The organism is Mesorhizobium sp. WSM4844, from assembly GCF_055811775.1.
This window is the reverse complement of sequence record NZ_JBVVQB010000053.1, coordinates 32,374-44,159: the sequence shown is the minus strand read 5'-3', so window position 1 is coordinate 44,159 and position 11,786 is coordinate 32,374. Positions and strand designations below refer to the sequence as shown.

Annotated in this window: 10 protein-coding genes; 1 reads left to right on the top strand and 9 read right to left on the bottom strand. The window is 63.1% G+C overall.

Annotation, left to right across the window (positions count from 1 at the left end; all coding sequences use genetic code 11):
* Positions 1-235 precede the first annotated feature (235 nt).
* A complete protein-coding gene (locus tag AC0L2A_RS29025) occupies positions 236-2,149 on the bottom strand; it encodes a potassium transporter Kup (protein WP_473611703.1) in 1,914 nt (637 codons plus the stop codon).
* Between the two features lie 103 nt (positions 2,150-2,252).
* A complete protein-coding gene (locus AC0L2A_RS29020; protein WP_473611702.1) occupies positions 2,253-2,993 on the bottom strand; it encodes a pyridoxine 5'-phosphate synthase in 741 nt (246 codons plus the stop codon).
* Between the two features lie 112 nt (positions 2,994-3,105).
* On the opposite strand from AC0L2A_RS29020, the gene AC0L2A_RS29015 reads away from it, so the two are divergent.
* Positions 3,106-3,510 (top strand): SpoIIAA family protein, encoded by a 405-nt coding sequence (locus tag AC0L2A_RS29015; RefSeq protein WP_473611700.1) that lies wholly within the window; start codon positions 3,106-3,108, stop codon positions 3,508-3,510.
* A 36-nt stretch (positions 3,511-3,546) separates the two neighbouring features.
* Here AC0L2A_RS29015 and AC0L2A_RS29010 read toward each other — a convergent pair whose 3' ends face one another.
* The 7 genes from AC0L2A_RS29010 to AC0L2A_RS28980 all read right to left on the bottom strand — a co-directional run bounded on the left by AC0L2A_RS29010 (position 3,547) and on the right by AC0L2A_RS28980 (position 11,680).
* Positions 3,547-4,674 carry an ATP-dependent DNA helicase gene (locus AC0L2A_RS29010; protein WP_091594503.1) on the bottom strand — a complete coding sequence of 376 codons (1,128 nt, stop codon included), beginning with the start codon at positions 4,672-4,674 and terminating at the stop codon, positions 3,547-3,549.
* A gap of 136 nt (positions 4,675-4,810) precedes the next feature.
* Positions 4,811-5,212, bottom strand: coding sequence for a nitrile hydratase accessory protein (locus AC0L2A_RS29005; protein ID WP_167366439.1), 402 nt, complete (start codon positions 5,210-5,212; stop codon positions 4,811-4,813).
* The gene (nthB, locus tag AC0L2A_RS29000; protein ID WP_473611699.1) at positions 5,199-5,858 is read right to left on the bottom strand and encodes a nitrile hydratase subunit beta; all 660 of its coding nucleotides are present in this window, start codon (positions 5,856-5,858) and stop codon (positions 5,199-5,201) included. Before nthB ends, AC0L2A_RS29005 begins: the two co-directional genes overlap by 14 nt.
* Positions 5,855-6,460 carry a nitrile hydratase subunit alpha gene (nthA, locus tag AC0L2A_RS28995; RefSeq protein ID WP_473611698.1) on the bottom strand — a complete coding sequence of 202 codons (606 nt, stop codon included), beginning with the start codon at positions 6,458-6,460 and terminating at the stop codon, positions 5,855-5,857. The genes nthB and nthA overlap by 4 nt, the downstream gene beginning before the upstream one ends.
* A 65-nt stretch (positions 6,461-6,525) precedes the next feature.
* Positions 6,526-9,690, bottom strand: a complete 3,165-nt coding sequence (locus tag AC0L2A_RS28990) for an efflux RND transporter permease subunit (protein WP_473611696.1) — start codon at positions 9,688-9,690, stop codon at positions 6,526-6,528.
* Positions 9,687-10,916 carry an efflux RND transporter periplasmic adaptor subunit gene (locus AC0L2A_RS28985; protein ID WP_473611695.1) on the bottom strand — a complete coding sequence of 410 codons (1,230 nt, stop codon included), beginning with the start codon at positions 10,914-10,916 and terminating at the stop codon, positions 9,687-9,689. The genes AC0L2A_RS28990 and AC0L2A_RS28985 overlap by 4 nt, the downstream gene beginning before the upstream one ends.
* Before the next feature lie 167 nt (positions 10,917-11,083).
* Positions 11,084-11,680, bottom strand: coding sequence for a LysE family translocator (locus AC0L2A_RS28980; protein ID WP_236386168.1), 597 nt, complete (start codon positions 11,678-11,680; stop codon positions 11,084-11,086).
* Positions 11,681-11,786 lie beyond the last annotated feature (106 nt).

Here is an 11,786-nt window from a genome sequence, read left to right as displayed (position 1 = left end):
AAGTCGGAATAGAGTGCCGGACTTCCGAAGCCGGCGGGACAGCGCCCCCCTCTGTCCTGCCGGACATCTCCCCCACACGGGGGGAGATTGGCCGTCACCGAGGTTTTCGCCAATCTTCAAGCGTCGCAGGATGGCTGTAAGGCCGAAGCTGCCGATCTCCCCCCTTGTGGGGGAGATGTCCGGCAGGACAGAGGGGGGCGCGAAGGATCGCAACGGCTCAGTATTCGCCCCGCCCCTAAATCGCCACCTGCGTTCCGATCTCGACCACACGTCCGGTCGGGATCTGGAAATACTCCGTCGCATCGGCTGCCGTGCGCGCCAAACCGATGAACAGCTTGTCCTGCCACACCGGCATGCCGGAATTGGGTGACGCCTTGAGCGAGCGCCGCGACAGGAAGAAGGACGTCGTCATGATGTCGAACTTCCAGCCCTGCTTGCGGCAGATCGCCAGCGCACGCGGAATGTTGGGCTGTTCCATGTAGCCGAAGGTCAGTGTCACCCGCATGAACAGATCGTTGATGGTTTCCATCTTGACCCGGTCACTGTCGGGCACGACAGGCTGCTGCGCCGTCACCACCGAGAGGATGACGTTCTGTTCGTGCAGCACCTTGTAGTGCTTCAGGCTGTGCATCAGCGCGGTCGGCGCGCTGACCGGATCGCTGGTCAGGAACACCGCCGTACCGGACACCAGCTGCGGTTTCTTCTTCAACAAATTGGCGGCAAGGAAATCGAGCGGAATCTCGTTCCTGCGCGTCTTGTCGAACAGATAGCGGCTGCCGCGTATCCAGGTCCCCATGATCAACCCCATGATGCAGGCCACGGCGATTGAAACCCATCCGCCTTCCAAGAATTTCACGATATTCGCCAGGAAGAAGCCGGTGTCTATCGTGCCAAACAGCAGCGCCAGCGCCGCAGCGAGCGCGGTCTGCCATTTCCATTGCCACCGCATCACCACGAACAGCAAGATCGTCGTCATCAGCATCTCGCCTGTCACCGAAATTCCATAGGCGGAAGCGAGCGAACTCGAACTGCCAAAGCCGACGACCAGCAGCATGACGCCGAGCGCGAGAAGGAGGTTCACGCGCGGCATGTAAATCTGGCCGAGTTGCATCTCGGAAGTATGCTGAACTTCGATTCTGGGCAGAAGATTGAGCTGCACCGCTTGCCGGGTCAGCGAAAACGCCCCGGAGATAACGGCTTGACTGGCGATGACAGTCGCTGCTGTTGCGAGCCCGACCATCGGTATCAGTGCCCAATCCGGCAACATCTGGAAAAACGGATTGTCGGGCACGCCGCCATGGGCAAGAACGAACGCGCCTTGCCCAAAATAGCTGAGCAGCAGGCAGGGAAAGACGATCCAGAACCAGGCCAGCACGATTGGACGGCGACCGAAATGGCCGAGATCGACGTAAAGCGCTTCGGCACCGGTAACCGCCAGAAAAACCGCGCCGACGGTGAGAAACGCGCCCGCTTTGGCCTCGGCAAGGTAGGCGACGGCATAGTAGGGGTTGATTGCCAAAAGCACCGACGGATCGTCGCTAATGTGCACCAATCCGGCAATGCCGATCGCCAGAAACCAGAGCGCCGTCACCGGCCCGAAAACCGTGGCCACCCTGCCGGTCCCGAAGCGCTGCACGGCAAACAGGACGGCAAGAATCACCAATGTAATGGGAACCACGTATGGATCGAACGCCGGGGTCACGACGCTCAGCCCTTCCACCGCTGAAAGCACCGAAATGGCCGGCGTTATGATCGCGTCGCCGAAAAACAGTGCGGCTCCGCACAGACCGATGACAAGAATGATGCCGGAACCAGCCGGATAGGCTTTCCGGGCCAGCGCCATGAGCGACAGGGTACCGCCTTCACCCTTGTTATCCGCTCGAAGCACGAAGGCGACATACTTTATGGTCACGATAATCGTCAGTGCCCAGACGATCAGCGACAGAATACCCAGGACGGCACTGCGCGGATCGGTGCCGGACGAAGCATGCAATGCTTCGCGAAGCGCATAGATAGGGCTGGTGCCGATATCGCCATAGACCACGCCGAGGGCGCCCAGCATCAAGACCTTGGTGCTGTGCTTTTCGACCTCAGGATGGCTGGATTGTTCGACTGGTTCTGCCTCACTACCACTGTTGGTAAGGGCCATGGACGACACTCCGATAAGCGCGCGGTGCTCTACGCTTGCTGCGATGCAATATCAAGTGCCCCAACGTGATGGCTGCCATGTCCGCTGAGCGAGGCTTCCATCTCTACCACCCACAGGCCTTCAGAAATCTTTTGACCGTATTGGCCATGCCATACTCCAACGCATCGGCTGTCAACCCATGTCCGATCGACACTTCAGCCAATGCCGGGATGCGCTTTGCCAATGCCGGCAGGTTGTTCACCACCAGATCGTGGCCGGCATTGACCTGAAGCCCGGCGGCAAGCGCGGCATCCGCGGTTTTTCCCAATCTTTCCAGCTCATTCGCCGCTTTTGCCGAATCGGAATGAAAGCTGCCATACGGCCCCGTGTAGAGCTCGATCCGGTCGGCGCCGGTGTCGCACGCGGCGATCATGCCTGCCGGGTCCGGGTCGGAAAACAACGACACGCGAAAGCCCCCCTTTTTCAGCCGTTTGACGATCGGTGTCAGGAACGCCGCCTCGGCGGCAAAGTTCCAGCCATGGTCGGAGGTCGCCTGGGCAGGGTCGTCGGGCACCAGCGTCACCTGCTCCGGCTGGTGCTTTTCCACGAGCGCCAGGAAATCCTCGCTCGGATAGCCCTCGATGTTGAACTCCGCCTTGGGGAATTCGTCGTCGATCAGCGCCCTGATCTCCGGCAGGTCGGAATGCCTGGTGTGCCGCTCGTCGGGCCGCGGATGCACGGTCAGGCCATGCGCGCCCGCGGCCAGCGCCAGGCGCCCGAGCCCGATGACGCTCGGCCACGGCAGGTCGCGCCGGTTGCGCAGCATGGCGATGGCATTGAGATTGACGGAGAGTTTTGCAGGCATGGCGTCTCGTGTCCGGATGAATTCGCGGCCATCTATACCGCCTTTGGCGGGAACAGACAGGGGGTTTCCGGTGTTCCAGAGGGACGTGTAATATCCAGCTAGAGGAAGACCCGTGAATTATCTTGAAGACGTGCCGGCGGTTCGCCGCATCGACACCGACCGCGACGACCTGTTCGCCATCGACGTCGTCGGCCATGTCACGGCGGCCGACGCCGAAAACCTGTTCGGATTGCTGGAGGCGGCCTACGCGCTGCACCCGAAAATCGATGTGCTGGTGCGCCTGATCGACCATGAAGGCGTCGATTGGGCCGATGTGTCGGACGAAACGCTTGAACAGGGCACGGCCCATGCAGTGGAGCATGTCGGCCGCTGCGCTGCGCTCGGCGAGCCGAACTGGGTACCCAGCGCGCAGAGCTTGCTGCCTGCTTCCTCATCAGTCGAGCTCAGGCATTTCGAGGCAGAGGAGGAAGCATCCGCGTGGGAATGGCTCGACGCCAGACCGCTGGCCCCACGCTGACGCCGCACGAGTCCCAAGGCTGCTGGCTCGACCGGCCTATCTGACGATCGTCAGCCGTTGCGCCGCGCGCGTGATTGCCGTGTAGAGCCAGCGCTGGCGGGTTTCCTTGAACGCCCAGCTTTCGTCGAACAGCACGATCTCGTTCCACTGAGAGCCTTGCGCCTTGTGCACGGTCAGCGCGTAGCCATAGTCGAAATCGTCGAAGCGTTTTTTCTGCTGCCAGGGAATGTCGGCGTCCGGGTCCTCGAACGCCGCTTTGAGCAGCTTGATCTTGGCGACGCCGCGGTCCGGATCGTCCTCTTCCGGGGAGACCAGCAGATTGATGCCGGGTTTCACCGTCTCGCGCGACGAGGTCATCACCTTCCATAGCGAACCGTTGAGCAGTCCCTTGGCCGGGTCGTTGCGCAGGCAGACGAGCTTGTCGCCGGCCTGTGGATAGTCGGCATTGAAGCCCTTCAGCTCGCGCAACCGCTGATTGTAGCGGCGCCGCGTCCTGTTGGTGCCGACCAGCACCTGGTCCGCCTTCAGCACCAGCTCCTGGGTGACGTCTTCCTTGCCGATCACCTGCGCCGCGCCATAGTCGCCACGCATGAATTCGCGGCCCTCGCGCACGTCGAGCGCCAGCCGGATGATCGGGTTGTCGCGCGCCTGCCGGTGGATCTCGGTGAGCAGAATATCCGGTTCATGGTCGGTGAAGAAGCCGCCGCCCGAGATCGGCGGCAACTGGCCGGGATCGCCGAGAACCAGGATTGGCGTGCCGAAACTCAACAGGTCGCGGCCAAGCTGCTCGTCGACCATCGAGCATTCGTCGATGACGACGAGCTTGGCCCGCGAGATCGGGCTTTGCCGGTTGAGCGAAAAGGTCGGCGACATCGACGTCTTGCCGGTCACCTCGTCCGAAACCGTCTCCTCGCCCTTCGGCCGATAGATCAGCGAATGGATGGTGCGGGCATTGACCGCGCCCTTGGAACGCAGCACCTGCGCCGCCTTGCCGGTGAAGGCGGCGAACTGCACCTGGCCGTCGACATGCTCGGCGAAATAGCGCGCCAGCGTCGTCTTGCCGGTGCCGGCATAGCCGAACAGCCGGAACAGCTGCGGCTTTCCGGTCTTGAGCCAGGTGGCGACCGCCTTCAGTGCATCGTCCTGTTGAGGAGAGAATTCCATCAGCGCGAGAGACCGGATTCGCGAGGGAAAGACAAGGCCGCCAACGATCATCGGCGGCGGGCCGCACCGCCTCCAATGACGCAATTTAACAGGCAGCGATCAGAACGTAAAGAGAACAAGCATGATTCGAGACGGTCTAGCCGGCCGTTCCGCCACGACCTTCGGTCGGGCCGCCACGACCTTCGGCCGGTCCGGGATCGTTCTCGAGCAGGATCGGCTTGCCGTGCGGCGTTGCATGCGCGGCGCGTTCCCAGGCGGCAGCGAGCGCATCGATTTCGCGCTTGCCGGCAACCCCTTTTGCCGACAGCAAATTTTCCAGCGCCGCCAGCCAGTGCTCGTAATAATCGTGGCCATCGCTTGCGGCACCAGGCTGCTTGACCTCGGCGGACAAGGCGTCCGCCCATTCGCTCCAGGAGAACACGCCGCTGTCGTGCAGCGCGACCGTCATGGCGAAGGCTTCCGCCTGCCACGGCTCGGCGAATACCTGCGCATCCGCCGGCAGCGTGGCGGTGGCTGACTTCGCCTCACGCCGGCTCAAGATAGCTCTCCCAGGCATCGATCGACACGGTCAGCGTCGGGTCGGCGCCCTCGCCCCAGATCTCGGCGCCGTCAAAAACCACCGTATAGACCCATTGCGGGTTTTCGCCTTGGCCATGTGCATTGGTGTCAGGGAAGACAAAACCAGCGCGCACCGCCTCGATCGTTCCCTGCCTGCCGCGTGCGTAGCGTGGCAACCTTGTGTGGCCGGTCGGATGGAAATTCTTCGTCCGCACCATTTCGCCTGCCTTGAACCGGGCCGGCGCGGCGATCGGCCGGTCGCATGGGCCGCCCTTGGCCAACACTGCCGGCACGTTTTCGGCCTTCAGCACCCGCTTTGGCGTCGCGGCAGGGTCGACCGCCTTGCCCGCGGCCAGATCGCGGTCGCTGACAAAACCATGTCGCTTCAGCAAGGTTTCGAGCGCCTTGATCCAGATCTCATAATAGCTCGAGCCATAATAGTCGGCGGGATGCAGCAATTCCCGCGCATGCCGGCTCTCGTCGATGGTCCAGGCGCCCATGGCGCCCGCGCACAAGGTCACGCCAAGCGCCCGCCTTTCCCAGGCGGCATGGAAACAGGGCTCGTCCTTTTCGGGTGCGACCGGCCCGAACCCCATCTGCCCGCCGAGATCCTGCGGCCCGTTCATGCCGGCTCCCGCGCCAGTCCGGTGCCGATCATCGCGTCGCGCGTCACCAGATCTGCCAGCCGCTCCTCGCTCCAGCTGTCGGTGCCCTTCGGCCGCATCGGCACGACCAGGTAACGCAGCTCGGCGGTCGAATCCCACACCCGGATCTTTGTCGTTGCCGGCAAGGTCAGCCCGAATTCCTCGAGCACGCCGCGCGGATCGATGACCGCGCGCGAACGATAGGGTGGCGCCTTGTACCAGACCGGCGGCAGGCCGAGCACCGACCACGGGTAGCAGGAGCACAGCGTGCAGACGACGAGGTTGTGCGTGTCCGCCGTGTTGAACACGGCCTGCATGTGCTCGCCCTGCCGGCCGGTGTAGCCGAGCGAGCCGATCGCCGCCGTCGCGTCGCGTTTCAGCCAGACAGCGAAGTCCGGCTCGACCCACGCCTTCGCCACCACCTTGGCGCCGTTGCGCGGACCAATCTTTGTCTCATAGGTGTCGACGATCACGTCGATCGCGGCCGGATCGATCAGCCCCTTCTGGGTGAGGATCGTCTCCAGTGCGCGCACCCGGGCGGCAAAAGGATCAAGCTCGTTGTCGTGATTATGATCGTGGGACATGGCCGTAAATTACGGCTGCAAGCGTTCCACCGCAAGCGCCACGGCTTGGGCCGGCCCGTCGGCTTCTATTCGGCCGCCGCCTTGTGCGGCTCGCCCTGCAACGCTTCTCCGTTCTCGAACAGCGACGGCTGGTCGACGGCCTCGACAGGTGGCTGCTCTTGCCGGCGCTTCGGCCACAGCCCGACAAGCCAGCCCGAAAAATGCTCCATGTAGACATAGATGACCGGCGTGACGAACAGCGTCAGCGCTTGCGAAGCGACGAGGCCGCCGACCACCGCCACGCCGAGCGGCTGGCGCAGTTCGGCGCTGGCGCCGGTGCCGAGCGCGATCGGGAGCGTGCCCATCAGTGTCGCCAGCGTCGTCATCATGATCGGCCGGAAGCGCATCAGGCAGGCCTTGTGAATGGACTCGAGCGGCGACATCCCCTCGCGCCTGAGTTCGAGCGCGACGTCGATCATCATGATGCCGTTCTTCTTGACGATGCCGATCAGCATCAGGATACCGATGACCGCGATCACCGACAGGTCCATCCCCGCAAGCCGCAGTGCAACAAGCGCGCCGAGCACCGCCGACGGCAGTCCAGTCAGGATGGTAAGCGGATGGATAAAACTCTCGTAGAGGATGCCGAGGACGATATAGATGGTCAGGATCGCGCCGGCGATCAGCAGGCCCTGGTTGGCAAGCGAATCCTGAAAAGTTTTCGCCGTGCCCGAAAAAGTGGTCGAGATCGTCGCCGGCATGCCGATCTTCTCCTTCAGCGCATCGATGCGGCTCACGCTGTCGCCGAGCGCGACGCCCTGCGGCAGGTTGTAGGAAATGGTCACCGCCGGAAGCTGGCCGAGCTGATTGACGGTCAAGGCGCCGGCGGTCCGATCGACGCGGGCAAAGGCGCCGAGCGGCACCAGGCTGCCGCTGGCCGTCCTTACCTTGATCGCCAGCATCCTTTCTGGCGACCACTCGATCCTCGGGTCGAGCTCCATGATCACCTCGTAGCTGTCGGCCGAACCGAAGATGGTCGAGACCTGCTCGGTGCCGAAACCGCCATAGAGGCTGGAGCGCAACGTATCGGTGTCGACGCCGAGCGTCGCCGCCTTGTCGCGGTCGACCACCAGCGACGCCTGCAGGGCGTTGTTCTGCAAGTCATTGGTGACGTCGGTGAAGTCGCTACGGTCGGCGGCCATCGCGTCGGTGAGCTTCTGCGCCCAGTTGTCCGCCGCGCCGATGTCGAGGCCCTGCACGACGAGTTGATAGGCGCTGGCCGAAGCGCGCGCGCCGAGCCGCAGGTTCTGCACCGGCTGCATGAAGGTCTCGATGCCGGGGACATTGGCCAGCTGCCGCCGCAGATCCGAGAGCACCTTGTCGATGTCGGGGCGTTGGTGCTTGTCCTTCAACTGCACATAGAGCCGGCCCTGGTTGAGTGCGTTGTCGCCGCTGCCCACCGACCACCCGACATGCGAGACATAGGGTGAATGGGTAAAGACATCAGCCACTTGCCCCTGCAGCTTCACCATGGCGTCGAACGAGATGTCCTGGCGCGCGGTGGTCGTCACCGAAATCTGGCCGATATCCTCCTGCGGAAAGAAGCCCTTCGGCGAGGTCTGGATCAGCCAGGCCGACAGTGCGGCCGTCCCAATGAAGACGAGAAGAACCAGGAACCTGTGCCGCAGGCAAACTGTCAGCAGCCAGTCATAACCCCGCATGAAGAAATTGTGCCTGTGACCTTCGCCCTGCGCTGCTTCGCGCTCAGCCCTCGAAACCGACAAGAGCCGCGAGCACAGCATCGGCGTCAGCGTCAGCGACACGAACATCGAGGCCAGGATGGCGACCGTCACCACCACCGCGAATTCGTTGAAGATGCGGCCGATCACGCCGCCCATCAAAAGCACGGGGATGAACACAGCGACCAGCGAGATCGAGATCGAAATAATGGTGAAGCCGATTTCGCGCGCACCCTTGAGTGCCGCGTCGAAAGCCGAGAGTCCCTCCTCCTCCATGTGGCGAAAAATGTTTTCCAGCATGACGATCGCGTCGTCGACGACAAGGCCGACCGCCAGCGTCAGCCCCATCAGCGAGATGTTGTCGATGGAAAAGCCGAACAGGAACATGGCGCCGAGCGTGGCGATCAGCGAGATCGGCACCGCCACCGCCGGGATGATCGTCGCCGTTACCCGGCGCAGGAACAGGAAGATCACCATCACCACCAGCGCGATGGTGAGCAGCAGCGTGAACTGCACGTCGTCGACCGCCTCGCGGATCGACGTCGAGCGGTCGTTGAGCAACCGGATGCTGGCCGCCGCCGGCATCTGATCCTGGAAGGACGGCAGCATCGCCTTGACCCGGTCGACAACGTCGACGGTGTTGGCATCGGGCTGACGCTGCACCGCCATGATGATCGCGCGGGTGCCGTCGTACCAGCTTGCCGTCGTCGTGGTCTCGACCGAATCGATGACGCGGGTGACCTCGCCGAGCCGCACCGGACGGCCGTTCCTGGTGGCTATGATGATGTTGGAAAATCCCGCCGCGTTGTTCAGTTGGGTATTGGCGGTGATCGTCAGCTGCTGCTTGTCGTTCTGCAGCACGCCGAGCGGCGTGTTGCTGTTGGCCGAGGCGATCGCCGTCTGCAACTGGTCGATCGAGATACCGCGTGCAGCGAGCGCCGTCGGATCGATCTGGACGCGCACCGCGTATTTCTGCTGGCCGAAGATCGAGACCTGCGCCACGCCTTCGATCGTCGACAGCGACGGCGAGATCACATTCTCGGCAAATGCATCGAGATCGGTCAGCGGAACCGTGTCGCTGACCAGCGACATCAGCAGGATCGGCGCATCGGCCGGATTGACCTTGCGGTAGCTCGGCGGGCCGGTCATCTCGGGCGGCAATTGCCGCTGCGTTCGCGCGATCGCCGCCTGCACGTCGGCGGCGGCCGCATCGATATCGCGGTTGAGCACGAACTGGATGGCGATCGAGGTCGAGCCGAGCGCGTTGGTGGTCGAGATCGAATCGATACCGGCGATGGTGGTGAACTGCTTGATCAGCGGCGTTGCCACCGAGGTCGCCATGGTTTCCGGCGAGGCGCCGGGCAGCGAGGCCGAGACGTTGACCACCGGAAACTCGGCGCTCGGCAGAGCGGCCACCGGCAGGAACTTGTAAGCGAACAGCCCGCCCAGCACGAGCGCAAACGACATGAGCAGGGTGGCGACAGGCCTGCGGATGCAGAATTCGGAGATCATGGCCGCGTCCCGCCCGCCTTGCCAGCCTCGGCAACCCTGGGAGGCGCCTGATCAACGGCATCGCCTCCGCGGACCGGCGCGCCGTCCTTCAGCTTTGCCTGGCCCTCGACGACGACATTTTCGCCGCTTTTCAGCCCCGCGCCGATGGCGCTGTTATCGCCTTCGGTTAGTGCGACCTGGACGGGCCGCACCTCCACCGTGTTGTCGGGCTTGATCACATAGACGAACGGCCCCTTCTGGCTTGGCTGGACCGCAACCGTGGGAACCGAGGTCATTTGCGGCATGATGCCGGCATCGAGCACGACATTGACATACTGGCCCGGCCACAGCGAAAGATCGGGGTTGGGCACGCTGGCCCGCGCTGCAATCGTGCCGGAGGCGGTGTCGACGCTGGAATCGACGAAATCGAGGGTCCCCTTGCCGATCGGTGTCGGGTCGCCGTCCCTGGTCAGCGTGACTGCGCCTTGCCCTGGTGCCGCCAGCGCCTTGTGCAAAAGGGCAAGATCGCTTTCCGGAAGATTGAAGTTCACCCGCAGCGGGTCCATCTGGGTGATGGTCACCAGCGGGGTCGACGTGCTGCTGCCGCTGTTGGTGGTGACGAGATCGCCGATCGCGACGCTGACCGCACCCAGCCTGCCGGAAATCGGCGCCGTGATCGTGGCAAAGCCGAGCTGGATCTCGTCCGCTTCGATCGTTGCTCTGTCGGCATCGACCGTGGCCGCAGCGGACTTCTGCGCGGCGATCGCCTGGTCATAGGTCTGCTGCGTGCCGGCCTGCCTGGCGACAAGAGCCTTGGCACGCTCAAGATCGGCCGTCGCACTGGCAAGCAGCGCCTGGTCCTTGGCGAGCGTCGCCTGGTCACGGGCCAGTTGCGCCTTCAGCGCGCGGTCGTCCAGCGAGAACAGAAGGTCGCCGACCTTCACCATCTGCCCGTCCTTGACGGCGATCGATGTGATCTGGCTCGAGATCCGCGCATTCACGCTGACCACGGCGGGCGAGGATACAAGGCCGATGGCGTAGCGCCGGATCGGGAAATCGGCCGTCGAAGCGGTGGCGGCAACCACCGCGGTCGCACGTGCGGCATTCGCGGCGGCCGCCGGTTTGTCAGGCGCCTGACCCGCTGACAGCATCTGCCGGACCTTGTCCGTTGCCGCGGGCGAAAGATAGAGCCCAGCCGTGACAAGGCAGGCGACCGCAAGCATCGCAAGCACGATCTTTCCACGCATCGTCAAAGACCTTCCATCCGACACGCCGTGGTTCGGTGGTCATGTCTGGGTATAACTCGCAGCCTGATGCCGCGGTTTCACCAAATAGATAGAGGGCGCCGAGGGCAAAAAAGGGCCAAAACCCGGGATTACGAAGATTTAATGTGCAGTGCACAATAAAACGGCAGCTACCGCAGCATCGGCCACAGTGTCGCTGCCAGCAGCACGCCCATGGCGATGTTGAACCATTTTAGCCGCACCGGGTCCGACAGAAAACCGCGCAGCGCCGTGCCGAAACCTGCCCACACCGAAACGCTCGGCAGGTTGACGACGGTGAAGGCTATCGAAACCAGCGCCACCGACAGAAACGGATGCTCCGGAACGGCATAGACGGCCATGGCGGTGATCGCCATCACCCACGCCTTGGGATTGACCCACTGGAACGCTGCCGCATCGATGAAGCGCATCGGTCGCGCCTTGGCCTCGCCCTTGCTGCTGAGCGAACGCGACATGGCGATCTTCCAGGCGAGATAGAGCAGATAGACGCCGCCAGCGATCTTCAATGCAGTGTCGAGAACCGGAAACGCAATCAGCACCGCGCCAAGGCCGAAGCCGACGGCAAGCAACAGCACGAGGAAGCCGATGCTGATGCCCAGCATGTGCGGAATGGTTTTGGCAAAACCGAAATTCACGCCGGAAGCCAGAAGCATGAAGTTGTTCGGACCCGGTGTGATCGAAGTCACGAAGGCATAGACCAGCAGGGCAAGGAACGCATCGAGGGTCATTGGCTTCTCCCAAGCAGGTCAGCAATATTGTCCTTTTATCTCAGACGTGCAAAGGCCAGCTCACGGCGGCAGCCGGGCCAGAAGGTCAGGATCAAGCCGACAGAAT

Bases quoted from the DNA above. Each gene is read 5' to 3' on its own strand.
- AC0L2A_RS29020 (WP_473611702.1), bottom strand. From the start codon at position 2,993: ATGCCTGCAAAACTCTCCGTCAATCTCAATGCCATCGCCATGCTGCGC.
- nthB (WP_473611699.1), bottom strand. From the start codon at position 5,858: ATGAACGGGCCGCAGGATCTCGGCGGGCAGATGGGGTTCGGGCCGGTC.
- nthA (WP_473611698.1), bottom strand. From the start codon at position 6,460: ATGTCCCACGATCATAATCACGACAACGAGCTTGATCCTTTTGCCGCC.
- AC0L2A_RS28985 (WP_473611695.1), bottom strand. From the start codon at position 10,916: ATGCGTGGAAAGATCGTGCTTGCGATGCTTGCGGTCGCCTGCCTTGTC.
- AC0L2A_RS29025 (WP_473611703.1), bottom strand. From the start codon at position 2,149: ATGGCCCTTACCAACAGTGGTAGTGAGGCAGAACCAGTCGAACAATCC.
- AC0L2A_RS29010 (WP_091594503.1), bottom strand. From the start codon at position 4,674: ATGGAATTCTCTCCTCAACAGGACGATGCACTGAAGGCGGTCGCCACC.
- AC0L2A_RS28980 (WP_236386168.1), bottom strand. From the start codon at position 11,680: ATGACCCTCGATGCGTTCCTTGCCCTGCTGGTCTATGCCTTCGTGACT.
- AC0L2A_RS28990 (WP_473611696.1), bottom strand. From the start codon at position 9,690: ATGATCTCCGAATTCTGCATCCGCAGGCCTGTCGCCACCCTGCTCATG.